The 26,034-nt window shown below is 60.9% G+C and carries 21 protein-coding genes; 8 read left to right on the top strand and 13 right to left on the bottom strand.

Going from position 1 to position 26,034, the window contains the following annotated elements; genetic code table 11:
• Nucleotides 1-245 precede the first annotated feature (245 nt).
• The 3 genes from TRM7557_RS15515 (at nt 246) to TRM7557_RS15505 (ending at nt 4,832) form a co-directional block, all read left to right on the top strand.
• Entirely contained in the window at nt 246-1,415 is a 1,170-nt protein-coding gene (locus TRM7557_RS15515; RefSeq protein WP_058291139.1) for a polysaccharide pyruvyl transferase family protein, read from the top strand.
• 98 nt (nt 1,416-1,513) lie between these two features.
• Nucleotides 1,514-4,108, top strand: coding sequence for a hypothetical protein (locus tag TRM7557_RS15510; RefSeq protein ID WP_058291138.1), 2,595 nt, complete (start codon nt 1,514-1,516; stop codon nt 4,106-4,108).
• A gap of 13 nt (nt 4,109-4,121) precedes the next feature.
• Nucleotides 4,122-4,832 carry an SGNH/GDSL hydrolase family protein gene (locus TRM7557_RS15505; protein WP_058291137.1) on the top strand — a complete coding sequence of 237 codons (711 nt, stop codon included), beginning with the start codon at nt 4,122-4,124 and terminating at the stop codon, nt 4,830-4,832.
• Here the strand turns inward: TRM7557_RS15505 and TRM7557_RS15500 are convergent.
• From TRM7557_RS15500 to TRM7557_RS15490, 3 genes are read right to left on the bottom strand one after another with little or no spacing between them, the layout of a single operon-like run.
• Nucleotides 4,798-5,766, bottom strand: coding sequence for an endonuclease/exonuclease/phosphatase family protein (locus TRM7557_RS15500; RefSeq protein ID WP_058291136.1), 969 nt, complete (start codon nt 5,764-5,766; stop codon nt 4,798-4,800). The two genes, TRM7557_RS15505 and TRM7557_RS15500, sit on opposite strands and share 35 nt — an antisense overlap.
• A gap of 3 nt (nt 5,767-5,769) precedes the next feature.
• Entirely contained in the window at nt 5,770-6,348 is a 579-nt protein-coding gene (locus TRM7557_RS15495) for an acyltransferase (protein WP_058291135.1), read from the bottom strand.
• The gene (locus TRM7557_RS15490; RefSeq protein ID WP_058291134.1) at nt 6,345-7,334 is read right to left on the bottom strand and encodes a glycosyltransferase family 2 protein; all 990 of its coding nucleotides are present in this window, start codon (nt 7,332-7,334) and stop codon (nt 6,345-6,347) included. Before TRM7557_RS15490 ends, TRM7557_RS15495 begins: the two co-directional genes overlap by 4 nt.
• Before the next feature lie 583 nt (nt 7,335-7,917).
• On the opposite strand from TRM7557_RS15490, the gene TRM7557_RS15485 reads away from it, so the two are divergent.
• The gene (locus TRM7557_RS15485) at nt 7,918-8,604 is read left to right on the top strand and encodes a sugar transferase (RefSeq protein ID WP_058291133.1); all 687 of its coding nucleotides are present in this window, start codon (nt 7,918-7,920) and stop codon (nt 8,602-8,604) included.
• A 279-nt stretch (nt 8,605-8,883) separates the two neighbouring features.
• Entirely contained in the window at nt 8,884-10,284 is a 1,401-nt protein-coding gene (locus tag TRM7557_RS15480; protein WP_074942123.1) for a hypothetical protein, read from the top strand.
• Here TRM7557_RS15480 and TRM7557_RS19890 read toward each other — a convergent pair.
• From TRM7557_RS19890 to TRM7557_RS15460, 5 genes are all read right to left on the bottom strand, one after another.
• Entirely contained in the window at nt 10,205-10,759 is a 555-nt protein-coding gene (locus TRM7557_RS19890; RefSeq protein ID WP_131727565.1) for a hypothetical protein, read from the bottom strand. The two genes, TRM7557_RS15480 and TRM7557_RS19890, sit on opposite strands and share 80 nt — an antisense overlap.
• A 107-nt stretch (nt 10,760-10,866) precedes the next feature.
• Complete coding sequence (gene xrtD, locus TRM7557_RS15475; RefSeq protein ID WP_058291131.1) at nt 10,867-12,459, bottom strand: VPLPA-CTERM-specific exosortase XrtD; 1,593 nt, start codon at nt 12,457-12,459, stop codon at nt 10,867-10,869.
• Nucleotides 12,460-12,583: 124 nt separating this feature from the next.
• The gene (locus TRM7557_RS15470) at nt 12,584-13,882 is read right to left on the bottom strand and encodes a TonB-dependent receptor (protein WP_058291130.1); all 1,299 of its coding nucleotides are present in this window, start codon (nt 13,880-13,882) and stop codon (nt 12,584-12,586) included.
• A gap of 56 nt (nt 13,883-13,938) precedes the next feature.
• Nucleotides 13,939-14,511: a polysaccharide biosynthesis/export family protein gene (locus TRM7557_RS15465; protein ID WP_058291129.1), complete on the bottom strand. Its 573-nt coding sequence runs from the start codon at nt 14,509-14,511 to the stop codon at nt 13,939-13,941.
• Between the two features lie 199 nt (nt 14,512-14,710).
• On the bottom strand, nt 14,711-17,146 hold the full coding sequence (locus TRM7557_RS15460) for a tetratricopeptide repeat protein (protein WP_058291128.1): 2,436 nt from the start codon (nt 17,144-17,146) through the stop codon (nt 14,711-14,713).
• Between the two features lie 394 nt (nt 17,147-17,540).
• Here TRM7557_RS15460 and TRM7557_RS15455 point away from each other — a divergent pair, with 394 nt between their 5' ends.
• Genes TRM7557_RS15455 through TRM7557_RS15445 form a run of 3 tightly spaced genes read left to right on the top strand, consistent with a single transcriptional unit; the run spans nt 17,541 to nt 20,854 of the window.
• Nucleotides 17,541-18,386: an ExeA family protein gene (locus tag TRM7557_RS15455; RefSeq protein WP_235811496.1), complete on the top strand. Its 846-nt coding sequence runs from the start codon at nt 17,541-17,543 to the stop codon at nt 18,384-18,386.
• A gap of 25 nt (nt 18,387-18,411) precedes the next feature.
• The gene (locus TRM7557_RS15450; RefSeq protein WP_058291126.1) at nt 18,412-19,992 is read left to right on the top strand and encodes a GumC family protein; all 1,581 of its coding nucleotides are present in this window, start codon (nt 18,412-18,414) and stop codon (nt 19,990-19,992) included.
• A gap of 16 nt (nt 19,993-20,008) precedes the next feature.
• On the top strand, nt 20,009-20,854 hold the full coding sequence (locus TRM7557_RS15445; protein ID WP_058291125.1) for a CpsD/CapB family tyrosine-protein kinase: 846 nt from the start codon (nt 20,009-20,011) through the stop codon (nt 20,852-20,854).
• A 92-nt stretch (nt 20,855-20,946) separates the two neighbouring features.
• Here the strand turns inward: TRM7557_RS15445 and TRM7557_RS15440 are convergent, their stop codons facing one another.
• The 5 genes from TRM7557_RS15440 to TRM7557_RS15420 form a co-directional block, all read right to left on the bottom strand.
• Nucleotides 20,947-21,510 (bottom strand): hypothetical protein, encoded by a 564-nt coding sequence (locus TRM7557_RS15440; RefSeq protein ID WP_074942120.1) that lies wholly within the window; start codon nt 21,508-21,510, stop codon nt 20,947-20,949.
• Nucleotides 21,511-21,586: 76 nt separating this feature from the next.
• On the bottom strand, nt 21,587-21,961 hold the full coding sequence (locus TRM7557_RS15435) for a VPLPA-CTERM sorting domain-containing protein (RefSeq protein WP_165592471.1): 375 nt from the start codon (nt 21,959-21,961) through the stop codon (nt 21,587-21,589).
• Nucleotides 21,962-22,306: 345 nt separating this feature from the next.
• On the bottom strand, nt 22,307-24,733 hold the full coding sequence (locus TRM7557_RS15430) for a hypothetical protein (protein WP_058291122.1): 2,427 nt from the start codon (nt 24,731-24,733) through the stop codon (nt 22,307-22,309).
• Nucleotides 24,733-24,993, bottom strand: coding sequence for a spike base protein, RCAP_Rcc01079 family (locus tag TRM7557_RS15425; RefSeq protein ID WP_058291121.1), 261 nt, complete (start codon nt 24,991-24,993; stop codon nt 24,733-24,735). The genes TRM7557_RS15430 and TRM7557_RS15425 overlap by 1 nt, the downstream gene beginning before the upstream one ends.
• A gap of 187 nt (nt 24,994-25,180) precedes the next feature.
• Nucleotides 25,181-26,032: a glycosyltransferase family 2 protein gene (locus TRM7557_RS15420; RefSeq protein WP_058291120.1), complete on the bottom strand. Its 852-nt coding sequence runs from the start codon at nt 26,030-26,032 to the stop codon at nt 25,181-25,183.
• Nucleotides 26,033-26,034: the final 2 nt, after the last annotated feature.

Below are 26,034 nucleotides of genomic sequence, written 5' to 3'. Positions count from 1 at the left end.
CGATTTGGGTTGCAGGGGACGCGACGACAGCAAACAGCGCGCGTCACTGAAAGAGGATCTGATGGCAGTCAAAGGTGATGGTCCAGAGCGTTGTGGAGGGAGTTGTGGCATGCCCAAGGGCCTCAATATCCGGCGCAGCCTGCTGCCGCTAACTTTTTTTTAATAAAACGGACACCCCGAGCTTTATCTTACGGCATCGTTACGGCTATGGAAACGTCAAAGCAACTAGACCAACGGACATTTCAATGACCAAGACTGTGACCCTTGCTTTGCTCTGGCATTCCATGAATTCGGATAATTTAGGCGTTGGTGCCTTAACCTTAAGCAATGTTGAAATCCTGCGCGCCGCAGCTGCCAAGGCAAATGTGAAGGCTCATTTTCTGGCCATGAGCTGGCAGGACCCGCGGCCGGACTACGGCACATGGGATGATATTGAAAACCTGCATTTCCGCACCCGGCACATTCCGGCGCCCTCGGGGCCGCTGAACGAAGGTCTGCGCCGCTCGGATATGGTGGTGGATATTGGCGGCGGTGACAGCTTTACCGATATTTATGGCCCCAAACGGTTCTTCACCATCTGGGCCACCAAACTGCATGCGCTGCGCATGGGCAAGCCGCTGATCCTGTCGCCGCAGACGGTGGGGCCGTTCAACACCCGCTATGCGCGGATGCTGGCCAAATGGTCCTTGAAACGTTCGGCGCTTGTGGTCAGCCGCGATGCGCCGACCACGGCGTTTCTGGATGGGATGGGGGTTGCGGACAATGTGCTCGAGGCCACCGATGTCGCCATGCGCCTGCCCTATGAGAAACCCGCAGAGAAACCCGCAGGCGGGCCGATCAAAGTGGGGCTGAACGTCTCGGGCCTGCTGTTTAATGGCGGCTATACCCAGTCCAACCAGTTTGGTCTGAAATCCGACTACCCGGCGCTGATCCGCAAGATCATCGAATATTTCCAGGCGCAGGACAATGTCGAACTGCATCTGGTGGGCCATGTGCAGTCGCGCGAGATCGAAGTCGAAGATGACCACCGCGTGGGCGAGGCACTGGCGGCGGAATACCCGGGCGTCGTTGTGTCGCCATTCTTCAAATCTCCGATCGATGCAAAGACCTATATCGCCGGGCTCGATTTTTTCCTGGGCGCGCGGATGCATGCCACCATTGCGGCGTTTTCCTCGGGCGTGCCGGTGGTTCCCATGGCTTATAGCCGCAAGTTCAAAGGGGTCTTTGGCACCCTGGGCTATGCGCGGTCGGTGGATTGTCAGAATGACAGCGCCGAGGACATTATGGCCGCGATCGACACCGCTTTCCATCAGCGCGACACCCTGCGCGAGGAGATCACCGAGGCCCTGACCCGCGTGGATGAACGTCTGGACCGCTACACCGATCTGATCGCCGAGCAGATGCGCGCCCTTTAGCCTGTTGTCCGTCCGGGGTCTGGTCAGGGATTGAACCCCCTGCTGCGCTGTCGCAGGATGGCGCAGCCGTGTCTGAGTGAACCACGAGGAGATCCCCTTTGGGAGAGGCCATTATTGAGGCTCTGGCGCAGGAGCAGTTGGTTCCCGCCTTGGTGCAGGACAGCTCTGAGACCGGTTTTGGCGGCAGCTTTGGCACCCGGATCGGCGCGAATGTCGCCTGGTTTTCCGGCAGCCGCGCCAACAACCTGGTGATCTTTGTCAATCAGCTCAAGGGCGCCCGCCCCTGGGATGATCCCGCCAACACCGGCCGCATGGCCTATGATGCCAATGGCTATCCGACGCGTGTGCCGGACGGCTATGTCGCCTCGCAGCTTCTGGTCCGTTCCAAAGATGTTGCCAATATCCCGCCGCATACGGGGACCTTTCGCCTGTTTGGTCAGGGCAGCGGCGTCTTCAGCCTGGTCCTGTCCAGCAACAAGGGCGCGGAGCGGCAGATCCGCACGGCGCTGCTGCCAACCGAAGAGATCGGCGGCAAGACCTATTGGTATGTGGATGTGGATTTCGAGATCGGCGAAGACGCGCTGACCCAGCTGCGCATGCGCAGCTTTTCGGTGATGCCGGGCGATCATATTCGCGATCTGGCCCTTGTGCATCACACGCATCTGACCGCCTTTCGCAATGGTCACATCTTTGCGCCCGAGTTTGTCGCCGATCTGCAGGCCTATGACAGCCTGCGGTTCATGGACTGGATGCGGGCCAATAAGATCGAAGAGGACGGCGACGGCTGGTCCAAGGCGGGGTCGGACTGGACATCGCCCAATCCCGAACAGCGCTTTGTGTCCCCCAGCTATTATACGTTTAACAACCACGCGGGCGGGCCCAAGAACGAGGGCCGCTTTGAGGTCACGGTGCCCATTTCGCATATTGTGGCGCTGGCCAATAGGACGGGCACCGACCCGTGGATCACCCTGCCGGTGGACACCACAGATGCCCGCGCCGCAGAATTGGGGCGCTATGTGGCCACACATCTGGACCCGTCCCTGACGGTGTTCTGGGAATATGGCAACGAGCTGTTCAACACCAGCCGTGGCTTTGAGGGCTATCGCTATGCGATGAAAATGGCAGGCGAGACCTTTGGCCCCCTGCCCGAGGCCGAGGGGCCCTTGGCTGTGGTGGAATGGGCCGCCTATCGGGGGCCGCAGCTCTATCAGATCCTTGGTCAGGCATTTGAGGCGCAGGGGCGCAAGGCGCGTTTTGTGGCGCCGGGCTGGGCGTTTTCTGGATCATTGCGCCGCAATGGCAGCCTGAATGACAAGGGCTATCTGGTGCGTTACTTCCGCGCCGCCGCCAGCCGGGCCAAAAACGATGGCACCCCGCTGCCGCTGGAGGTGGTCACAGATTATTCCGTGGCCATGTATTTTGGCGGCACGCTGGCAGACACCCGCCCCGACGCCCCGGTGGTCTATCACATCCGGGATAGTGTTCAGGGCGCCGAGGCGCAGGCGCTGGCGCTGGCCGATTGGCTGACCTTTGGCGCGGACCCGCAGACCACTGTCGAACTGACCCCGGCGCAGATCGAAGCCCCGCGGCGCAATGTGGTCTGGTCCGAAGATCTGGATATCGCCGCAACGCCGCTGATCTGGGCAGATATTCAGGCCGGTCTGGATCCGATCAAGGATCTCGACAAGGTGCTGCGCCTGTCGGGGACGCAGTTGCAATACAAAGGAGTTTCCGCGCCGGATTGGGTCACGGTGGCCCAGTTCGACAGCGTTCCCCCCCTCACCCTGCAAGAGATGATCGACCGGGTGCAGCTGATGGGCTATGGCGGCCGCCTGTTCGGGCAGGTCTTTACCGGGCTGCGTTCGGGGCTGGCGCTGAGCTCCGAGTGGCGGCTGGATGCCCATGCGGATTATGCCGCGGCTCTGGGTCTTGGGTTTCTGGCCTATGAAGGGGGCAGCCATGTCTCCTATCCGGTGGAGGGCAGCTTTCAGATGTATGACGCCTTCAACACCGGGCCCGCGTCGGCGTCCGTACTGGCGAATTGGCTGTCCTTGATGAGCGCGCATGGCGTGGAACAATACATGCATTTCATGTCCCATGACCGCACCAATGGCAACGACTGGTGGGGGGTGCAGGCCCATATTGGGCAGGATGTGTCGCAAGCCCCCGAGGCGCAGGTGCTCGCTGCGGCCCGGGCCGCCTATGACCCGGATGTCAAACGCGGCATGACCGGCCCCTTGCGCAGGGCAACGCGGGTCGCGACCAACCGCTTGGGCGACTTGTCCAGCCTCCCCAGCATCAGCTGGGCTCCGTCCGGGAGCTGGCAGGTCACGCCGCAAGGCGTCGCGGTCGAGGCAGAGGGCGGCATCAAGCAGCTGCGCTTGTCCAAACTGTTACCGGTCGACGGGGGTGCGTCCTACCAGCTGAGCCTTGATATTGGCCTGAATGGCACGGATAGCACCGGCCTGCGCGTCGTTGTTCGCGCGCGCGGTGGCGATATTGTGGAGGTGCTGCGGTGGCAGGGCGCGGTCGCGGAGGGCAGGCTTACGCTCGATCTGGCGCCGTTGGCGGCAGATCACCGGTCGTTGGCCATTGTGGTGCAGCGCGTTGGTCAGGACCGTGCGGGCACCCTGTCGATCGGGCAGGCCCGCCTGAACAAACTGGCCCGTCAGGACAAACAGGACGAGGGGTAATCCGGTGCGGCGCATGGTTTTCTGGGGGGGGCTGGCGGCGCTTGCGGGGCTGCTGGCGTTCTTGGTTCTGCCACGCTCAGTTGCCCCGGTTGTTCAGGCCTCTGCGCCCCGCGACCGCCCTCTGGCGCCGATCTTGGCAGACAGCGCGCCCCTTCATATTCTGGCCTTTGGCACCTCTCTGACGGCGCGCAATCACTGGCCTGACCGGCTGGCGGCCACACTGCGTGCCTGTCTGGAACACCCGGTGACCCTCAATCGTGTGGCCGCCCCCGGTGCCAATGCGCTCTGGGGTGTGCAGGCCGTGGAGCGGGTGATCGCCCAGGCCCCGGATGTGGTTCTGATCGAGTTTGCCATCAATGACGCCGATCTGCGCGACGGGGTGTCTCTAACACAGGCCAAAACGCATCTGGAGATGATCCTGACCCGGTTGCGCACAGAGCTGCCCCAGACACAGCCGGTGCTGCTGACCATGTCACCGGCCACTGGTTTGCGCGGCGGGCTGCGACCGCGTCTGGCCGCCCATTACGCGCAGGTGACAGAGATTGCTGCGGCGCAGGGTCTGGCGGCCATTGATCTTTATCCGCGCTGGCTGGCCGCTGGGCTGACGCGGGAAGAGATGCCCGATGGGTTGCACCCCACCGATGCGGCCACCGCGCGGGTGGTCGACCCCGCCCTGCGCGCGGCGTTTGTTACTGCGATGGGGGCGACTTGTCCGGCAGGGTAAATTCGGCGCGCAGCCCCAGATGGTTCGATCCAAGCCCCTGCCCCCAGGTCGCGATCCGGTGCAGCTCGACCCCGCCGCCAACCAGCATGTGATCAATCGGCACCCCCCAGCGGCCCAGCTTGGCAGGCCATGTGGCCAGCGGCCAGGGCGCGTGTTTCAGGGCAAAGCGATCCGACAGCCCCCGCAGGCGGCGGCTCCACGGCGCGGCATTGAAATCCCCGGTCAGGATCAGCGGCGGTGGCACTTTGGCGTCCAATGCAGCCTCCAGCGCTTCCATGTCTGTGTCGCTGAAGCCCGTGTACCAGGGTTTGACCAGATGTGCGCCAATGAGGTGCACGGTCGGATGGTTTTCCGAGGCATAGGTGACGCGCAGAAGCCGCCCTTCCCCCGATGAGAGATCGCGGATCATGCGAAACGCCAGCGGCACACGCGACAGCAGCAAAAGCCCGCAGTGGCTCTCGGCCGGGCACTCCAGAACATGCGGGTGCGTTTCCTGCATCAGCCCCGGCAGGGTCGCGGCCATGGGGGTGCTTTCTGCGAGGATCAGAATATCGACGTCTGCCGCGGTCAGGGCCTCAGCCAGACGGGTGTCGGGGATCTCATTGCTTTCGAGCATATTGAACCACAGGACCGACAGATCCGCGCGGGGCCCGGGGGAGGAGGCGCGCGCGCGGGTGTCGACAATCACCAGAACGGCAATGATCCCCGCACAGACCAGAGCCGCCAGCGCAATGCGCCCCTCGCCCAAGGTCCAAAGCAGCGCACTCAGGACAATCACGCCCAAAAGCAGATGCAGGCGCAGGCTGTCAAACACCCGCACGATCATGCTGACAAACTGACCGGCGCTGTCGGGAATGTACTGGCTGAAGCCCGCAAGGCCGAGCGTTGCCCCAAGCCCCAGAAGCAAAACCCCAATGAGCCGTTCTGTCCACATCGGTCAGCTGTCCGGCAGGCTGCGCTGGCTGACAACGCGGGCGGGGGAACCCACGATCACCGAATAGGGGGGGAAGGTGCCGCGCACCACCGCATGGGCCCCGACAATACAGCCCTGCCCCAGTTCGGCGCCCGCCAGAATGGTCGCCCCCCGGCCCAGCCAGCAATCGGGTCCAATGGTAATATCCGCCTCGTCCATGGCCTGATCGGTGACCGGCGCGCCGTCGTTGTAGCGGTAGGTGGTGGCCGTCACCATGACGTCCGGCGCAAAGAGCGCATCCTTGCCAATCACCACCCGGGCTTGGTTCGGGCCTGCCCAGATCTGGCAATAAGCGCCGAGGGTGACATTGTCCTCGATGACAATGTTCTGCGCATTGGCAAAGCCCGCATTGGGCGCAATATTGGCGGTGGGCGACACGGTCGCTTTGCGCAGCTCTTGCACATGGGTGTAATTGTAATAGTTCATCACCTTGACGAAATGGGCCCAGGCCCGCGGGTCAAAGGTGGCGAGGATCAGCCGGATCAGTCTCTGAACACGGCTTTTGCGCACTTTCTGTACGCCATCTGCCTCTGCGTGTTTCATGCGCCATACCCTTTGATCCAGTCCCGGCGATCGGACCAGATCTCGGACCATTTGGCGGCCGCCTCGCGCTTCTTGCCGGTGAGGCGCGCCAGCAGGCCCAGCGACAGCGCCCGGCTGCCCGCCCAGATGGTCATCATCAGCGCGCCAAAGGGCACGACCGGCGCGGCCCAGTGATCGCGGATCAGGGTCATGCGCGCCTTGGCGATCATCGAATATTTGCGCGCCTGCGCTTTGGAAGAGGCGCCCACCAGATGCATGATCTGCGCCTCCGGGGTCACCGCGGGCTGAAAGCCCAGGGCCTTGGCGCGCAGACACATGTCGGCCTCTTCGCCATACATGAAATAGCGCAGATCAAACCCGTCCAATTGGGTCCAGAGGTCGCGCGACATCATCATGAAACAGCCCACGACAATATCGACCTCGCGCACCGTGTCACGCTGCCAGTCGCCCATGGCTTCGGGGTTGAACAGGCTGGAGCGCGGAAAGATCGAGCTTAGCCCAAAGGCCGAACAGAAGGCTGACCAGGGGGTGATGCGCATCCAGCAGGACGCAATATTAAGAGAGCCATCGGGAAAGACCGTGCGCCCGCCGGTGATCCCAGCCTGCGGGTTGGCGCGCATGAACGCCATCAGATTGTCGACCGCGCCCGCATGGCATTCGGTGTCAGGGTTCAGCAGCAACAGCCAGTCGGTGCGGGCCTCAGCCGCGACAATATTATTGGCCTTGGCAAAGCCCAGATTGTCCGGCGAGGCAATCAGCTCCACCTGCGGGAAAGCTTCGGCAATGGCCTCGACAGAGCCGTCCGAGGAGGCATTGTCGAACACAACCGTATGAAAAGACGTGTGCTTGGTCGTGTCATACAACGTCTCAAGCGCTTTGATCGTCAGGTCTTTGGTGTTGTAGCTCACGATAATGACAGTCAGCTCAGGGACAGTCCGTTCAGGAACAGTCAGCTCGGGTGAGACGGGGGGAGTGTCAGACGCCATAATACCATTCGATTATGCAATTTTGAGGTTTTTATATACAGGCACAAGACTGCGGCCAAGGACATTTGGAGCCAAAGCGACGCCCCTCCCGATCTGCGCCCGCGAAACCCTAATTTCTGTGCGCCAGAGGGCAGGCGCTGAGGGGGCAAAACGGGGCGCCGCCCGTGCGGCCAGCGGGCGCAGTCAGCGGCGGCAAGGCCGCGCTGGCCGGGGGCGGATGTCAGGCCCCCCCCCCGGCAAGAGAGCCACTGATTCGGGTCATCGCGGCCCGCAGGGGCAAAAGGGTGACCTTGGGTCACCAACAATGCAGCTGTCCCTGCTGGATTGTGCGCATTGGATCAACAGCGCTTTTGATTTTGTGCCACTTGCGCAAGCGCAGATGATAAAATCAGGACGATTGCGAGAATTCTCGAACATTCGGTTAAAAACTTTATTCAAATGGTTTAGGTCCAACGGCGTTCTCCTCTAGTTTGAGGCGTGTTTAATGAATTTCCCCTGCACGCGAAGGCAGGCGTTAAGACAGACTAAGATTGGCATCCTGCTGGCATGACTCTTTGCCATCGAGACATTGGTTGGGAAGACTATGAAAGATTTCGACCACGATTTGCATTCTCAGGCTTTGATACAACCAGCGGCTCTGGCCTACGGGGACAGCTGGTATCTGACAGTCGGAAAGCGCCTTTTTGATGTGCTGTTTGCGCTGATGCTGGCGCCGATCCTTCTGCCCATTGTTTTTATGTTGTGGCTGGGCGTCCGGCTGGACGGCGGCCCCGGCTTCTTCCGACAGCCGCGGGTTGGGCAAAACGGGCGCGTTTTCATGTGCTGGAAACTGCGCACAATGTGCGTCGATGCCGAGCAGGAGCTGGAGCGTCTGTGCCGCGAAGATCCTGAAATTGCAGAAGAATGGCGCGTTCACCAGAAGCTCGACAAGGACCCGCGCATCACCCGTCTGGGCGGTTTCCTGCGCGCCACCAGCCTGGATGAGCTGCCGCAGTATCTGAATGTGCTCTTGGGGGATATGAGCTTTGTTGGCCCACGCCCCTTCCTGCCGGCGCAGGCGGATATTTATGACAGCGTGCCCGGGTCTGATGCCTATTATAAACTGCGCCCCGGCATCACCGGCCTGTGGCAGGTGCTGGGACGCAGCGAAACCACCTTTGTGTCCCGCGTCCGCTATGATGCGGAGTATATGCGTCAGCTGAGCTTTGCCTCCGATCTGCAGCTCATCTGGAAGACCGTGGGCGTGGTCCTGAACAAAACCGGAAAGTAAGACCCGCCTGTCTTCGGGCGGGGCGCTGGTCAAGACGGTGTCGAGGCGATCCGGGGCCAGATCCTGAGGGGCGCCTGCAGGCTGCGCCCGGATTTGAGGGGCTTTTGCCCCTCTGGCCTGCGTATGAAAGGCCACAGTGCCCTATTCATTTTTCTGAAATGACTGGCGAAAACGTAGAATTTATCTTAAACATTTCACTCTCTACTACGGGCATGGATTCAGTTTAAGAGGTTGAAGATGAAGCGCGGTATTGGTCTTGCAACGACATCTCTCCTTTGTATGGCGTCACTGGCGTATGCGGCACCGGTAGACGTCAATGGGCTGGATCAGAACGCCGATCAAACCATTGACCTGACCGATGGCTTGCTGGATGCGATTTCAGGGCAAGATGCAGGCTTTGTCTGGTCGCCTGAGTTTGGCTTTAGCCCGCTGCCGATTTTGGGCGGCAATCAGAAAATCATCGGACTGGCCGGCGCCTCTCTGCCGGGGGCGGTGCTGTCCTGGGATCCTGAAAAAGGCCTGGTCGAAGGGCTGGGGGAAGCCGGCGAAAAACCGGTGGCCTGGTCCCACGAGGGCGCATCCGTCAGCCCCGTCACCTGGTCTGCCGATTCCATTGCCGGGCTGTCCGATATGCTGGCGGACCAAGACGGCGCCACCATTACCTCGGTGATTGATATTGCCAGCAGCGGCCTCCTTCTGGGCAAGCTGCAGCTGAAAGACAGCGCGACAGAGCGCTTCTTTGTCTGGTCCAGCGACAGCGGCCTGACGGTCATGGATCCGGACAATCTGCCCGCCAACCTGTCCCTGCATGCCCTGTCTGACACCGGCCATGTGATTGGTCAGATCGCACAGGATGACGGCACGGATATTGGCGTGATCATCACCGCCTCGGGCGCGGTCATTCCGCTCCCCGGTCCCGATGGCGCGGGGGCGCGCGCCGAAGGCGTCAGCAGCCAGGGCCAGGTGGTCGGGCAAAGCCTGACAAGCCCCGCGGCGGCTTTGATCTGGGATGAGACCGGCGCACCGACCGCGCTGCAGGATATTCTCTCCAGCCCCCTGCCCGTCGATTTCCGGCTGACAAACGCCTATGACATCAACAGCAAAGGCCAGGTTGTCGCCGAAGCGGTTGGCCCCAAAGGCTCTGTGCAGGCTGTGGTTCTGACACCAACCGAGGATGGCTCCGGGCTGTTCACCCCCTCCCTGATCGGTGAAATCTATGCCGAAGGCAGTGACGTCCCGTCCCGCGTGCTGGCGCTGGCTGAAAACGGATCTGTTGTTGGCTCTTGTGGGGCGGGTTCGCGGGACTGTCCCACCCCCTCGATTGAATTTGGCGCTCTGGATCCAAGCATCACCAACTTTACCGCGCCTTTCGGGGATGCAGGTGGGTTTCTTCCGCTGATCAGTGGATCGTTCTTTGCGCCCGCCCCAGCCCCGGCGCCGGCCCCCGGTGGCGGGACCGGGGCGCCAAGCGGCGGTGCAGGTCAGGTGTCCAACGCCTCAGCATTTGGGCCCGCGTCTTTTCCAACGCTGACCACCGGCACCGGTGAAGCGGCCGATGCGGCCGCTGGCTCTTCTGCGATCCCGCTGCCGCCGACTGTGTTTATGTCGGTTCTTGGTCTCTTGGGTCTGCTCGGCGTCGGACGTTTGCGTAGCCTGCGCCGGCATCGCAGGGTTTACTGACCCCCAGCTGGATCAGATCCGAGCCTTTGAGCAGGAGCAATTCGCTCAGGCTGTGTCGCGCCACCGACAGATACCAGGTTTTCAGCACGCCGGGATAATGGGCTGCGATCAGACGAGAGGCGTGATCAAAGGTCGCGCGCTCAAGCGGCACCCCCCGTCTGGATGGCCCGTGAAAGCCAAACACCGTATTGGGGTTCACGCAGGTGCGCTCTAACCCCAGCAACATTGTGCAGCTGGAAAAGCAGACAGAGCCCTGGATTTTGATCGGCCGTTTGGTGGTGCGGAGACTGCGAATATCTCTCAGCCGGTCATTAACCGCTCCTCCATAATCTGCGCGTACAATGTAGGGAACACCAACGCCATATAGGGCGACCGAATCCTGTGCCGCTGTCACGGCGCTGCTGTTGCCAAAAAACGCAATGGCGCCCCCCATGACGGCGCCAGCCAGGGTTCGAAATGCTGTGTTAAGGGCCATTGATGTGCCGCCTCTGCAACTGTCCTAGATGCAGAAGGTCGGTCATCAATTTGGTGAAGCTGGATCTGAAATTTGGCTTTTCCTAGAACAAATTGGGCGCAGTTGCCTTATTCCGGAATAAAACGCGGCAAGTGTGGCAGAGATTGCGCCATAAAGGCCTGCAAGCGCGCATCGGCCGCCGCTTCCGGTGCGTCCCGGTCAATCGGCGTGATAAAGCGCACCATGGCCCCATCGGTCCGCCCCCGCACCAGCCCATCGCGCAGAACCGAGATTTTTGCGGCAAAATCATTGGTCATCCGGCGGCCGCGCTGTTCAAACCAGTAATAGACCAGCTGCCGCTCAAAGCCTTTCTCAATCACCGCCCGGTTCACCGCAAAGGTGCCATAGACCGTGCCGGGGATGGTCACCTCGTGCGTCTCCAGCGAGAAAATCTCCCAACCTGACGACGGCAGGCACACTTCGGGCGAATGGATCCCCTCGCCTTCGGTCTGGCTGTCATACCAGGCGGCGAAGAATTCGATCGAGGCGCTGCCATCCATCGTGCGATACAGCGAATTGTGGTAATCTGTGGCGCCCAGCACATCTTCGATGTCAGGCGTCAGCTTAAAGCTGTTGCCGACCCAGTCATCGATCATCAGCGGAAATTCGACAAACGGGGTGCGCTGCGGCAGATCCACGGGGGGGCGTGGCGTCAGGATAAACACGCAGGCCAGCCCCACCATTAGAAGCGCCGCCCCCCACTGCCAGACCAGGGGGCCGATGTGCAGGATCCGGGCCATATGGGGGCCCATCCCGCTGAAATCAAAATCCAACACCTCGCCCAGCGACAGAGGGTTCGGACGCAGGCGCTGCAGACCCAGCGCGGTGAAGAACAGGATTGTCACGCAGACGCCAAAAATCACCCAGCCTTCAAAGAAATGCAGGAAGCCTTCGGCATGGCCAATGCCATAGGAATTGACCAGCACGCCAATAATGCCGATGCGGATCGCATTCATCAGCACGGTCAGGGGCGCCGCCATGACAAACAGCAGCACCTTGTGCCAATAGGGCCCGCGATAGAGGATCGCGACCAGATAGCTGAAGGACAGGATCGGGAACAGATAGCGCAGGCCGGAACAGGCCTCGGCCACCAGAAGCTGATAAGAGCCAAGGTCAATAATATTGCCGTCCAGATAGACCGGAATATCAAAGGCCCGAATGACCATCACCCCAAGCTCTGACGAAATCGCCTGCAGCAGTGTCGTCATCTTCCAATAAAGATACTGCGGCAAGGGCAGCATAAAGATCAGATGCAGCACCGGCAGCTGATGGCGTTTGCCCTCGTGCCAGCCCATGGTCAGCAGCACCAGCCCCGCCACAAAGAAAATATAGGCATAGGTGACAATATCCGGGATGCCGGACAGGTTGCCGATAATGCTGAGGCAGACAGCGCCCAAGATCACCAAAAGCCCCGGCCATTGGATCATGGGTTGCGGGGTGGTGATGGCCGGTTTGTCACGCAGTTCGCGGGCAAAAAGATATAGCGAAATCAGCGGGATGAGGGGGCCGTGGCTATACTCCGGGGTGACCCAGGCGCGCGCCAGGGACACAAAGCCCAGCCAGAACAGCGGGAGCGAGGCCACTGTGATCAGCACAAACCAGACAAAGCCGACAGAGAAGGCGCCTGTTGTTCCTTTTGCAAAGTTCGACTGACTGGTCACCCTGTTTTCCCTGTCTCAGCGACTCTTGAATTCCCGGATAGTCTAAGGTTTCCGGGCAAGAGGAGAAATCCCAAACGGGCTGTCTCCTCTGCCATGACGCAACTGTGAGCGCGGCTCCGAAGGCCTAGGGGCGACGGCCGCTCCAGGCGCGGCTGACATTGACAAACAGCTCCTCAGAGCTGGCATTGCTTTGGCCGGTTTCGCGACGGTTGATGTAGTTGGCCCCGACCGCAAGCATCCAGTCTTTGTTGAGCTGGCGGCTGTATTGAATACGGGCCGAGGTCTCGCCGGTTGTGGTATCGGTTGCCAGCACGTTTTCATCGACAAAGAACATATCCAGCGACAGGCGCGACAGGGAGGTCAGCGCCAGATCATAGCCGATCGTGCCAACGGTGCTGCGGACCGGGTCATTGTCGTTGTTTTCCGTGATGCCCGAATTGAGGCTGACCTCAAAGGCGCTCTGCCGGGTCGGCTGGACGCGGTAATTCAGCCGCGCTTCCAGTTCGGTGTCAAAATCGTCCGAAACGGTGCCGCCAATGTCAAAGGTCAGCTGGCTTTGGGCGGTGGGGCGCAGCTGCGCGCCAATGGTGGCGGTTGTCCGGCTGGCGCTGGTGTCGGGATCGGCAAAGGCCAGACCGCTGCGCAGGGTGAAGACATCCGACCGCACCGCCTGCAGGCTCAGCGACAGGGCATTGGTGGTGCCTTCGGTCGCGCCTTCGGTGTCGCGGGTTGTGTGCGACAGTCTGCTGTCCAGACGCACGGCGGGGGTGAATTCAAAATGCGCGTTCAGCGCGGCATTGCGCGACGAGGTGTCTTCCAGCGAGGCAGAGGTCACGTCCGAATAGGTCAGATCAGACCCCGAAACGCTGGCGCCCCAGCCGAACCGCTGATCCTGATAGAATTGTGCAGACAGCCGGTAGCTTGTATTCCGGCGGGTGCCCGACCCAGAGATTTCGGTGGCATCTTCATCGACAATGATCGCGCCGCTGTCATCAACGGTGATCAGGTCCTCGAAATCCAGAAAGGAGACATCATCCTGCAGATAGCGCAGATTGGCAGACAGGGTGAAATTCTGGCCTGTATAGCGGTAGCTGAGATTGGCGTTTTCGCGCCCGAAATCAAAGCCTTTTTCATCTTCATCAAGATCACCAAAGGCATAGCGGGCCCGCGCGCCAATGCCGAGTTTGATGTCGGACCGGCGCGTCACAGAGGCAATCGAGAACCCCAGATCTGTGTTCAGGACAGACCGGACATCATCATTGTCGGGCGCCAGAGTGGGGTTGCTTTGGACCTCAAATCCCTGGCTCAGGGTGAATTCCGTTGTCACACCGCCCGTCTGCTGGCCGACCGCCGGAGCGGACAGCACAAACGCCAGAATGCCTGTTGCGAGGGCGGTGTTCCCCACGAAGAGATTATGTTTCATGTCTCGTGTCTGCTCGTTTTTTTGTTGGTCGAGACAAGGCTGATGTCAGCCGGTTGTTACTCGAACAGTCTGCGGGCCGGAACCACGATCAGGTCGCCTTCGACCATCTTCGACAGGCCCAACCCAATTTGCCCATCCAGAACGTTTTGGTAGTTCAGATAGAACAGCTCTTCCCGGCCATTGACAACCCGGCGCAGCTGGATCCGTTTTACGGCCGCAAAATCTGTGACCCCACCGGCAACCGCCAGCGCCTGCAGCAGGGTGGCGCCCGGCTCAACCGCGACCACGCCGGGGTTGTTCACTTCGCCCAGAACAAAGATGCTCAGTGGCTCTGCCAAGGAGGATTGCGTCGGCTCACGCAGACGCAGCAAAGAGACAACAACGGTCGGCTCTGTTGCAAAGCTTGACGCCAGCTGTGTCCGGATCCGCGCCTGTGCCTGCGGGATTGTAATGCCAGAGACCGAGACATTGCCGGCCAGAGGCAGCGAAATCCGCCCGTCCGGTGCCACCAGAACCTCACGGTTGATGGTTGTGTCTTCCAGCACTTCGACGCGCAGCAGGTCGCCGGATCGAATGACGAAGTTATTCGCCGAGGCGATGGACGCAGTCAGCAGCAGGATGGCTGCCATGAGGGGTGCAAAAAGTCTTTTCATTTTCACTATCCGTTCCTATGCAAGCGTTTCCGTTGCACCACCAAATTATCAGCGCCCTCCACTGCGGGCGGCCAATGGTTTATTGCCACTACCTCTACGGAAAATGCCAGATTCATCAATACGAAAGAGTCATTTCCCGCGCGGGCGTGGTTTCAGTGATACATGTCTTTTGGGTCTATTGAGAAAGTTCGGCGGCCAGGGCGCGCGCGGCATCCAGCTTGGGGATCAATTCGCTGTCCCCGGCCAGGGCAAAGCCGCGCTCCAGCTCCCGGCGGGCATCTTCGGCGCGATTGGCGCGGGCATAAGCAACAGCCAGATTGAACGCGACGGTCGGATTGTCCGGCAGACCACGCGCCGCCACCTGGAAATTGAGGATCGCCTCGGCCAGATCCCCCTGACGCAGTTTGATATAGCCCAGCGTGTCCAGGAAGGCCGGCACATTGCTGCCCACCAGAGGCGCGGCAATGCGTTCTGCTTTGGCCAGCGACTCCGGATCCTCACGGTAATAGGCCAGCATGCTGGCATAGTTGTTGATCACCGTCAGGTTCTCGGACTCCGTTTCATAAAGCACCTCATAGCGCGCCAGGGCCTTGTCGATCTCGGCATTGGCTTCCCACTCCAGCGCCTGCAGCAGGATCAGCGGGGTGGCATCCGGCTGCAGCTCCAGAGAGGTCACCAGCAGCGCACTTGCTTTTTCGACTTCTCCGGTCTGGCGCAGCAGCGCATAGAGGCGCTGCACCAGGATCAGTTCGGTCGGGTCTTCGGCCAGAAGATCGCTAAACAGCGCGATGGCGCCGTCAAAATCCCCCAGCAGCGACAACAGGTTGCCCTCGATGATCTGGATGGCGCGGCTGTTTGGGAACCGGGTTCTCAGATCGTCCAGCAGCGCCCGCGCCTCGTCAAAGCGCCCAGACAGCATCTGGATGCGCAGGATCTGCAGTTCCGCGCCGAGGTCATCAAACCCGTCGCCGTTCTCATCCAGAGAGTTGCGCAGGAAATCGAGACTGTCGTCGATGCGGTTTTCCTTAAACAGGATGGTTGCCTGCAAATTGCGGATCAACGGCGCTGCGGCCGGGTTGTTGCTGTCGACCAGCCGGGTCAGCAGGCTGCGGGCCCCGGCATTGTCCCCCAGACGCAGCTGCAGATCCGCCAGCAGCGCCACCGCTTCCAGATTGTCGATGTGCTTGGCCACGCTTTCGCGCATGATCCGTTCGGCGGCTCGGGTCTTGCCGCGTGCATCCTGAAAACGGGCAAAAATAATCGACGGCTGCGGTGCGCTCTGGCTGATTTCCACACCCTGTGCCAGACGCTGTTCGGCCAGTTCCACATTGCCCAGCCTCTGCTGCGCCTCCGCAAGGATCATAACCGCTGCCAGATTGCGCGGCGCCTGATCCAGCGCGGCGCGCAGATCATTGATGGCGCTGGTCGGATCGCCGCCGGCAATGGTCGCGCCCGCCCGCGTGATCAGGGCATCCACATGGTAGGGGTCACTTGTCAGCACGCGCTCAATGGTGGCGGAGGCCTCCGGAAGTTGTCCCAGCTCGCGCTGCACCCGGGCCAGGGTGACAAGACCATCATTGCGCAGTTCTTCGCCCTGAATGCGCTCAACAATATTGCGCAGGGTCGCCGGATTGCGGTCTGCGGCGGTGTTAAAGCGGATCAGCGCCGCCTGGGCTGCATAGCGCAGACCAAGGTCGGTTTCGCCATTGGCCTTGGACAGGCGGTCCATTTCCACAATCGCGGCCGCCGGCCCTCTGATCTGCTGCAGGAAGCGGGCCAGCACCATATGGGCTTCGGGATTTTCATGATCCGCGCCTGCTTTTTCGCGCAGAAAGGCCTCGGCCTCATCATAGGCGCGGCGCGAATAATACCACTGCAGCGCCAGTTCCGAGATTTCGTCATCGTCGGGGAAGATGTCATACATGGCCCGCAGACCTGCGCCCACCTCGTCAGTGCGTCCCGCCGCCTCAAGCGCGCGCAGACGGGCCAGCAAAAGGGATTTTGACTCGGGGTATTGGCTCAGCAACCGTTCGATATAAGGCAGGGCGGTGGCGGGTTCGGGGCCTGTGGCGCTCCAGTCGATCATCAGGCGCAGGGCGGTGCGCAGGGCGGGGTCAGCCGCCAGCATGACGCGCGCCTGCTCGGCCACTTCTGCGGCTTTGCGCAGATCGCCCGCGCGCTTGGCCTCATTATAGTCGATGATCAGCATCAGGGCGACGTGATCTGGGTTTTCAGGCTCCAGCGCAAAGGCCTCGCGACCGTGGCGTTTGACCTCGTCCCAGGCGCCGGTGTCCAGCGCGATTTCCGCCAGCAGCCGGCGCACATCAACGGTGTTTGGATATTGTTCGATCAGCCGCAGATACTGGCGATAGGCATCCGACAGCTTGCCGTCTTCCAGCAGGATTTCGGCAAACAACCGCCGGGCCTCTGCGTGGGCTGCATTGTTCTTGAGCGCATTGCGCAATTCAATCACGGCGGCTTCGCGGTTGTCTTCGCTCAGCTGGGCGACTGCGCTTTGGTAATATCGTTCAGCCCGCTCTTTTTCGTCATAGCAGCCCGACAACGCCAACAGCGCGCCCAACAGAAGCACTGACTTTAAAAATCCGGTCATATTCACACTCTCGCCCTCGCGGCATCCGTAACTGACGCGCACCCCCCTCGCCAAGGCGAGGTGCATTCCGATTTAAGTGATTAATTCTAACGCACTTGTAAAGATAAACGCTGGAAAGCCCCTTCTATTGAGGCAAGGCTGCCACCCTCCGTATCCGATTGCGCGACGATAGTAAATTTTTGATATGATTGAACATTCATTCCAGGCCTACTGCTCAAAAAGGCGCCACGATTGTCAGCCGTCCTGCGCGAAGGCATTGAGTATCATTAAATGAGAGCTTATAGACCAAGGTTGGAAGCATGCATATGGTAAGCAACGGATGACCGGCTTTGCTCCAAGGCATTAGGGTAGTTATATGAATTTTTCTTTGTCACAGGTGCTTGAGCATTTTGGAATGCCCCAGCGGCCCTTCACATCCGCACCTGACCCGCAATTCATGTACTGGTCCGCGCGCCACAAACGCGCGCAGGCGGTGCTGGACTACGGGATCATGACATGCGCACCGATCACCCTGATCACCGGCGACATTGGCCTCGGCAAAACCAGCATCCTGCGCAGCCTGCTGAACACGCCCGACCCCAAGCTGACCATCGGTCTGGTGGGCAATGCCTCGCCCGAGGATCGCTCCGAGATGCTGCGCCTGATCCTGATTGCTTTGGGCCAGACGGCGGCAGAGGGCATCGGCTATGCCAACCTCTACAGCCAGCTTGAAGCGCTTCTGATCGAAGAATACCGCGCCGGACGCCGCGTGATCCTGATCTTTGATGAGGCGCAGAACCTGTCCGTCCAATCGCTCGAACATCTGCGGATGCTCACCAATATCAACTTTGCCGAACATGAGCTGGTTCAGCTGGTGCTGATCGGACAACCCGAATTGCGCGAAACCCTGTCGCGCCCCGAACTGCGCCAGCTGGCACAGCGCATTTCGGCCAATGCCGCGCTGACAGAGCTGACGGCGGCGGAAGTTCGCGAATATGTGGCCCACCGGCTTGCGGTCGCAGGGGCCACACGGCAGATCTTCAGCGACAGCGCTCTGGAATTGATCTATGAGCGCAGCGGTGGTGTGCCACGGGTGGTCAATCAGATCTGCGAATACTGCATGCTCTATGCTTTTGGCGATGATGCCCATGAGGTCACCGCCGAAACGGTAGAGCTGGTTGTGCAAGAGAACTTTGTTTTCGGCGTTGGCCGGGACACGACCCTGCGGTTGGTCGAAGATGCGCGCGACGCGCGCTCCTGAACTTCTGAGGACTGAGTAGTCAATCATGCAAATTGCGTTCTACTGGCAACTGTTTTTGCGCCGCGTGCCAATGCTGTTGTTCTTCACGGTAATTGGGGCTGGGGTCGGTGTGTGGCTCGCGCTGACGCTGCCGACCGCTTACAAATCCGAAGCTGTTCTGGTTGTTGAATCCGGCCAGATCCCGGATGAGCTGGCCGCCAGCACGGTGCGCACCGGTGAGATCGAGGCGCTGCAGATCATTCGCCAGCGCATCCTGAGCCGCGACGTGCTGCTGGAACTGGCCAATGACCTCAATATCTTTCCCGCCGGCAGCGATCTTGGCGCGGACAATAAGGTCGACAGCCTGCGCGAACGTATTGAGATCGCCACCCGCGGCGGTCAGGTCAATCGCCGCCTGCCCCGTGACGCAACCATTGTGAGCGTCGGCTTCACCGCCAACAGCGCCACCCTGTCGGCCAATACGGTCAACGAGCTGGTGACGCTGATTTTGCAGACCAATGTCGAAATGCGCACCTCGGTGGCGCGCCAGACCCTGGAGTTTTTCACCCAGGAGGTGGAGCGTTTTGAGGCGGAACTGGCGCAGCTGAGCGCCCAGATCCTCGACTTTCAGGAAGCCAACCTCGAAGCCCTGCCCGACAGTTTGGAATTCCGCCGGGATCGCCAATTGCGCCTGCGCGAGCGGCTGGCCGATCTGGAACAGCAGCAGGTCGCCCTGCAGGACCGCCGTATTCAGCTGATCAGCCTGTATGAATCCACAGGCACAACCTCGGTCGAAGGCGCCCTGCGCCAGCCTGCAATCGCCGCCCAGTCCCTGCGTCCGGCAGAACAGAACCTGGCGCAATTGCGCAATGAATACGCCTCTCTGGCGGCGGTTCTGTCTGAAAGCAACCCGCGTATGGCGCTGCTGCGGTCGCAGATTGACGTTGCAGAACAAGTTGTTGCCGCCCTGCCCCCCCTTGGGGCCAGCACCGGAGGTGACAGCAGCACGCAAGATCCGCAGAAGACCCTCTACGAGATCCAGCTGGCGGATCTGGACACGCAGATCGGCTATATTGACGACCAGAAAGAAGCCGCCCGCGCGCAGCTCTCAACGATCACCCGGTCGATCGAGGCCACGCCCGGCAATTCGGTCACCCTGTCGGCGCTGGAACGTCAGTACGAGGCGCTGCAGGCCCAGTACAATCAGGCCATTGCCAGCAAATCCCGTGCAGAGACCGGCAGCATGATTGAATCTCTGTCCCGCGGGCAGCGCATCACCGTTGTCGAACAGGCGGTTCCGCCGGACAACCCAAGCAGCCCGAACCGGCCCATGGTGGCCATGGCGGGCACCGCTGCGGGCTTTGGCTTTGCCCTTGCAATTGCCCTGCTGCTGGAGCTGCTGAACCAAAAAATCCGCCGCCCGGAAGACCTCTCTGCGCTGGAGATCGAAGCCTTTGCTGTGATCCCCTATATGCAGACCCCGGGTGAAACCACGGCCATCATAATCCGGCGTCTGGTGCTGACGGTGGTCTTCTTCACGTTAACTGTTGGCGGCCTCTGGTACATCGATCAAAACGTGCGCCCTTTGATTCCTCTCGTTGAGGATCTCATGTCCTCTATTTTGTAACGGGAGCGGAGCGTCCATGGAACGACTTCAGGCTGCAATCGAAAAAGCCCAAAGCGACAAACTCGGCAGAGGGCGCAGCCCGCTGCGCGCAGGCTCGAGCCAAGAGGTCGAAGGCCGCTGGCAGCAATTGCCCGAACTGCGGCTGGACCATAAGGCCATGCAGCGGAACAGGATTTATGCCGCCGAAGCCAATCAGGCCGCCATTGCCTTTGACATGCTGCGCACCCGCACCCTGCGCCATATGCAGCAGAACGGCTGGACGCGTCTGGCGATCACCTCGCCCACCCCGGCCTGTGGGAAAAGCACGCTGGCGCTGAACCTGGCCTTTGCCATGGCACGCCAGCCCAACACCCGCACGGTTCAGATCGAAGTGGACCTGCGCCAACCCAGCCAGCGGCGTCTTCTGGGCGCCAACGCAGGCGGCCAGCGCGCCCTGCCCGACACCGGCCACAAGACCTTGGAGCCACTGTTTGACGGCTCCAAACCTTTTGGTGAAATCGCGCATCGCTATGGCAAGGGTCTGGCCCTGGCCACCAACAGCCATGGCATCCACAATGCCTCTGATCTGCTGTTGGGAAGCGAGGTGGGCAATGTGCTTCAGAAAGTCGAAGAAGACTATCAGCCCGACATTATGATTTTTGACCTGCCGCCGATGATGGTCAATGACGACACCATGGCGTTCCAGAAACATGTGGACTGTGTGTTGCTGATTGCTGCGGCCGAACAGACCTCGGTGGCAGAGATCGATCACTGCGAGCGGGAACTGGCAAGCCAGACCAATGTGCTTGGGGTGGTTGTGAACAAATGCAAGCTGCTGCCTGCAAACAGCCGCTACGCATATAATTACGCCTACGGCAGCTAAGATCCCGGCGCGCCCCGCGTTCTCGGGGCATGTTCCAGACACAAAAAAACGGCCATTGGCCGTTTTTTCTATTGGATATTCGGGGTGGTGCGTTACGCGGCCTGAAGCGCGGTGGCGTCTTCAGACTTGCGCGCCCGACGCCGCACGGCCCAGCCTGCGCCGATCGCAGACAACAGCAGCAGCATGGCCGGTGGCAGCGGCACTGTGGTGGTCGAGCTGAAGGATGACAGGATACCGGTCGCGAAGAATGTCGCATCATGCTCCAGCGTGAAGACCAGCGTTTCGCCCGGATCCATCACCAGAGAGAACGGACCTGTCGCACTTACAATGTCGGTGCCCAGAGAGAAGGTCGCATTGTTCAGCGTGTTCACAAAGAAATTGTTGCCGAACTCAAATGTGCCGGCATGCACAAAATCGTTCACAATGGTCAATGTGAAAGACCCAGCGCGGGTGCGCGGAGTACGCAGCCCCAACAGAAACAGTGCCTCATTCCCATCAGAGAGATTATAGGTATCCCCATTCTGCAGAGAGGCTGGATGCGCAACAAGGCGTGTGTCCGGCAAGGAAGAGCTGCTCGGCACGGCCAGCGCATTGGCGGCCAGAGGAGCTGCAATAAGGCTAACTGCTAAAATACAAGACTTTAGAACTTTGAGCATTACATTGCTCCCTATAAGTACACCAAAAATACAGAGACTCCGCAGGCGGATTTAACCTGCGGAGCCCTATAAAATATTAAGCTGCAGTCGCAGAGTTGCGACGGCGGCCCATGACAGCCAGACCGCCCAGGGCGCTCAGCATCAGGAGAACGCCAGCCGGGAGCGGAACCGCAGAGAAGCGTGCGCCCAGAACATCGCCGCGAACCACATCATCGTAGAACACGGTCAGAGTTTGCGTTTCACCTGCAGCCAGTGCCACGGAGAACGGACCGGTTGCGCCCACAACGCTACCCATAGAGAAGGTCGCGCCAGGCAGGCTGTTGTTGAGGAACGTGTCACCGAAGGTGAAGTTCCATGTGGACGCGCCATTGTTGGTCACGTCAAAGGAGAAGCTTCCGCCGACCTCATCCGCAATACCCACTGCAACGAGCTGACCCTGCGGGTCGGTCACGTTGTAAGTGGAGCCAGGAGCCACTGTGCCAGCGAAGGACAAAGCGGATGCGATACCAGGGAGCAAAGCAAGAGCTGCTGCTGCAACTGTTGTTTTCATTTTACCGTACATTAATCACCTATCCCGAAAATCCAATTCGTGTGTACGCGACCCTGCAAGTGTTTCCAACACATTTCATTAATTTTATCAGAAAATAAGAAGAAAACTTCGGCGGTGTGGCGCTGTGCGCAGCCTTTTTGGCAGCTTCGTTTGCGAAACCAAGCCAAAACAACGCACAGCGCCGGGATTGTTTCCACCCCAACCTATTATGGCGCAACCCTATGCGCGCGGGGGTGACAGAATCGATCAGGTAAAGGCGCCGCCGACCCGCCAGGGATGAAGGTTGGTGTAGCCCGGCCCGCCCGATACTGTAAGAAAAGGTACATCTGTCGGCGCGCCACCGTCCCCGGTTGCAGCATCCCACATCTTGAACCAGGCCATCTGCAGGCCTGCGCGGGCGGCAAAATTCATCACCGCAAGATCATTCATCTCTTCCCCTGCGCCAGAATAGGCCTCCGAGATCCTGACCCCCTCCACATCCAGCCAGCAGCGGCCCGCCACCGCATCCCAAGACACCCGGAAGGTGCTGAGCGTATCCGGCACATAAGACAGGTTGGCAGAGCGCAACAGCGTCAGCCCCCCCCCCGAGGCAATCGTCTGCCGCTTGGTTGGCCGCGTATCGATCCGGATGGAAATGGAAGACGACAATTGAAACAGGTAGTTGCCAAATTCGGTATCGGCCTGATCCGGCACAGCCCCCCGGAATTCAATGGTGCCCCGGGGGAGAATGGCCTGATCGTTGGAATAGCGCCCAAACAGGATCGCAGACAGGGTGCCGGGGGATCGGAACGCGCTGGTCACATCGCTGCGCACAGAAACGCCGGGGGCCACATCAAGCGGGTTGTTCACCGTGATCTGGTCAAACCGCGCCGGGACCGATGCAGGGACAATCCGCGCGCCTTCGGCATTGGCAGGCAGGCCGGGCTTGGCCCAGCCGGGAAACTCCTTCCACGCCTGCAAGGTCAGATCCTCAATATGGCCCAATTGCCCGGCCCCAATCCCGCGCCCGAACTGCAGGCCGAAATCATTCAGCGTGACCGTAGGTGCGCCCCCCAGCGGGCCAATATGGACGCGGCCATTGACCACATCCGCCTGCGCCACCGGCAGGCCTGCCACCTCAAAGCCCATCACCTGCGTCTGATGCGCCGGGCGGCTGGGGTCCTGGGCCTCGCCACGGGCAAGCCGGGTGGTGGTGATATCAACCGGGCCTGCCGCGGTTTCAAAGGCCACTTCGATATGCGTGCTGGCGTAGGTCGCGGACGCCAGGCGGGGCTGATCCGCAGACACCACGTCGCCCACCATGCCCAACCCCTCGAGCAGCGCATAAGAGGTGTAGCGCTCGAACTCCGCGTCTCCATCCTCGGACCCATTATAGGTCACCTCCGGGTGCTGTTCATCGCCGCCGCCACAGAAAATATGGTTGCCCTGAAGGCCGCGTGTGACCACCGCCGGGTGTTGCGCCAAGAGGTCATAGGCCAGGCGCACCTGTTCACGACCCAGCGCGGCCGGCACCGGAGCAAATCCAACATCGGCCATCGACATGGGCTGCGGCGGCGATTTGTAGGTCCAGGCCGTGTCTGGCCCGCCGGGCTGACCGTTGTAGTCGATGGTGGCCAGTTCGTGCCGGTTGGGGCCATTGAGGATCAGGCGCACCTCAGACCAGTCGTAAATATCCGCCAGCGACCGATCAAAAGCATAGGTGTCTTCCACCCCGACAAAGCTCTGCGCGCTCCCCGCTGCCTGCGTGGTCTGACGCGGCGTGCCATCTGCCAGGGTCGAGAAGACAAACAGATGCAGCAGATCGGCATTGTCGCGATGGGTGGTGGTAAGATTGTGATACCAGTCCACCATCACCGCCCCCACAGCGGCCCCATCGGCGGCGGCAAAGGCATGCACGGGGGCATCGTCAAGCGTCCAGTCGCGCTCGGTTGCGGCGCTGGCGCTGTCATCCATCAGATCCACAAGCCCGGTGGCCCCGCGCGCATGCACCACAATGCAGAAGCGGTCATTTGGGGCGACTGCGTTCAAAGAGTTGGCAAAGCGCACGGTGGCGTCATTGACCAAAGCGTCGTTCTGCACAAACAGGCGGCGCGGGTCCGGTGTGGTGGGCAGCGTGGCGTCCACCTTCTGGCCAATGATCTGCAGGGTATTGGCATTGGCCACGGAATAGACCGCCCCAGGCTGCGTCTGATCAAAGGCCACCTCTTCGCGGAAACCAAACAGACCCGCATACCAGCTCTGCCCCCAGACGGCGATCCTGTGACCCGCCACATAGCGGCGATCCGCAGCACTCAGGACAGTGGAGCCATCCGCCTGCAAGACCTCAATGCGCAGGTCATGGGGGGACTTGGGGCAGGTGACAGCGCCGGCAAAGACGCCGCCCGCCACCGTGGCAATTTCGGCATAGTTGGTCACCGGCACACCGGTGTCGGCGCGCACGGCCCGGGCCAGCACCACTGCGCCTTCGCCCACCGCAGAGCCAGAAACCGGCAACTGCGCCGCGTTCAGCCCACGCGCCGCGCCCACATCATAGACCCAGCGGTCATGGGTCAGCGGGGTCAGAGCGACCGATTGAACAGTTGTGACCGGTGTCGGGGGGGCTGGCGGGGTTTCTGGCCCCAAAGCGGCGCCAGAGACCCCATCCAGCGCCAGGCCCAAGGCAAGACCCACCATCAGACCAGCCCCACAAGACCGTCCGCATCCGTGCCCGTGGCCCAGACCCGCTTGATGCGCACCGGCAAAGGCGCGCCCGCCGCGACATAGACGGTGGCTGTTGTATCTTCGACGGTGGTGACCTGCACCATGCCGGATGTGGTCACGCAGAGCCCTCTGACAAACACCGACAGGTCGGTCGCGTCATCCGGTGTGATGGGGAGAAGGCGGGTCGCGGGGGCGCTCAGTCCGGGCTGATGGCCTGCAAAAGGATCGCTCATTTCTAACTCCTCAATGTGCAACAAGGCGTTCAATTGAGGGCCTATAAAAAATGAAATTGATCTAGGAAGGCATAAGGGGGCGTGCGCTGCCTGTTGCGTGCGGGGCCGCATGCATAAGGGGTCTGGTGCGCGTGGCCTGTTCTGAAAACGGGGCCTGTTCTGAAAACGGGGCCTGTGGCCTGTCCGTTCAGCGCCCGCGGGTCCAGGCGGTGGCGCTGCGGCCGCCGAATTTCACCGCCAGCATGACACCGACATAAACCACATAGCTCAGCCGCAGGCGCAGCAGCAGGCTCAGGTGGTCGGACAGGCCCATGGGCGGTTTGGACTCGTTTTGCATGATCTGCGGAAACTCTGCCTCGAGCTGGCGCACGCCGGCGTCCTGACGGCGGCGCACCTTGGCCAGCGCAGAAAACCCTTCGACCATGGGCCAGATATAGGTCGCCTCTACCTTGATCCGTTCGTCGGGGGCAAACATCAGCCGCACATAGGCATCATCGGCAATAATATCCGGAAAAGCGTCCCAGCGTTTGCGGCCCTGTTCATTGACCGCAAACAGCCCCGCCCCCTGCACATTGGTTTTCATAAAGGGCAGTTCCTGCCAGGTGCGGGCAAACTGCCGGGTGACCCAGCTGCGGGCGGGGGCGACGCGCAGATGGCCGCTGGCATAGCGCGGCGCATCGGTGTCGAGCGCCCCCACCAAGGCGGCGATCATCTCGGGCTCAATTATGACATCGGCATCGAGGTAGATCAGGATCCGCCCCGCCGCCCGGGCTTCGGCGGTATTGAGCGCATTGAGCTTGCCGGGGGTTTCAAGATCGAGAACATGCAAGGCCCATCCCGCCGCCTCCAGCGCCGCCCGCTCGGCCTCTGTTTCCGCGACCGTCGTGTCGCTGCAGGCATTGGCGGCCACGATCACCTCGCAGCTGTGAGGGGGCAAAGCACCCAGCTGCTGCGCCGCCACCGCCGCCAGACAGGGGCCAATATAGCCGCTTTCATTGTTGGCGGGGATGATGACGGAGAGAACGGGAGAGGGGGTCATCT

This window comes from Tritonibacter multivorans (assembly GCF_001458415.1).
GTDB classification, from domain to species: domain Bacteria; phylum Pseudomonadota; class Alphaproteobacteria; order Rhodobacterales; family Rhodobacteraceae; genus Epibacterium; species Epibacterium multivorans.
The sequence above is the reverse complement of the archived record's forward strand: the minus strand, read 5'-3'. Positions and strand labels throughout refer to the sequence as shown.

Bases quoted from the DNA above. Each gene is read 5' to 3' on its own strand.
- TRM7557_RS15480 (WP_074942123.1), top strand. From the start codon at position 8,884: ATGGCGTCACTGGCGTATGCGGCACCGGTAGACGTCAATGGGCTGGAT.
- TRM7557_RS15505 (WP_058291137.1), top strand. From the start codon at position 4,122: ATGGTTTTCTGGGGGGGGCTGGCGGCGCTTGCGGGGCTGCTGGCGTTC.
- TRM7557_RS15440 (WP_074942120.1), bottom strand. From the start codon at position 21,510: ATGCTCAAAGTTCTAAAGTCTTGTATTTTAGCAGTTAGCCTTATTGCA.
- TRM7557_RS15495 (WP_058291135.1), bottom strand. From the start codon at position 6,348: ATGAAACACGCAGAGGCAGATGGCGTACAGAAAGTGCGCAAAAGCCGT.
- TRM7557_RS15515 (WP_058291139.1), top strand. From the start codon at position 246: ATGACCAAGACTGTGACCCTTGCTTTGCTCTGGCATTCCATGAATTCG.
- TRM7557_RS15470 (WP_058291130.1), bottom strand. From the start codon at position 13,882: ATGAAACATAATCTCTTCGTGGGGAACACCGCCCTCGCAACAGGCATT.
- TRM7557_RS19890 (WP_131727565.1), bottom strand. From the start codon at position 10,759: ATGGCCCTTAACACAGCATTTCGAACCCTGGCTGGCGCCGTCATGGGG.
- TRM7557_RS15445 (WP_058291125.1), top strand. From the start codon at position 20,009: ATGGAACGACTTCAGGCTGCAATCGAAAAAGCCCAAAGCGACAAACTC.
- TRM7557_RS15425 (WP_058291121.1), bottom strand. From the start codon at position 24,993: ATGAGCGATCCTTTTGCAGGCCATCAGCCCGGACTGAGCGCCCCCGCG.
- TRM7557_RS15430 (WP_058291122.1), bottom strand. From the start codon at position 24,733: ATGGTGGGTCTTGCCTTGGGCCTGGCGCTGGATGGGGTCTCTGGCGCC.
- TRM7557_RS15460 (WP_058291128.1), bottom strand. From the start codon at position 17,146: ATGACCGGATTTTTAAAGTCAGTGCTTCTGTTGGGCGCGCTGTTGGCG.
- TRM7557_RS15455 (WP_235811496.1), top strand. From the start codon at position 17,541: ATGCCCCAGCGGCCCTTCACATCCGCACCTGACCCGCAATTCATGTAC.
- TRM7557_RS15485 (WP_058291133.1), top strand. From the start codon at position 7,918: ATGAAAGATTTCGACCACGATTTGCATTCTCAGGCTTTGATACAACCA.
- TRM7557_RS15450 (WP_058291126.1), top strand. From the start codon at position 18,412: ATGCAAATTGCGTTCTACTGGCAACTGTTTTTGCGCCGCGTGCCAATG.
- TRM7557_RS15490 (WP_058291134.1), bottom strand. From the start codon at position 7,334: ATGGCGTCTGACACTCCCCCCGTCTCACCCGAGCTGACTGTTCCTGAA.
- TRM7557_RS15465 (WP_058291129.1), bottom strand. From the start codon at position 14,511: ATGGCAGCCATCCTGCTGCTGACTGCGTCCATCGCCTCGGCGAATAAC.
- TRM7557_RS15420 (WP_058291120.1), bottom strand. From the start codon at position 26,032: ATGACCCCCTCTCCCGTTCTCTCCGTCATCATCCCCGCCAACAATGAA.
- TRM7557_RS15500 (WP_058291136.1), bottom strand. From the start codon at position 5,766: ATGTGGACAGAACGGCTCATTGGGGTTTTGCTTCTGGGGCTTGGGGCA.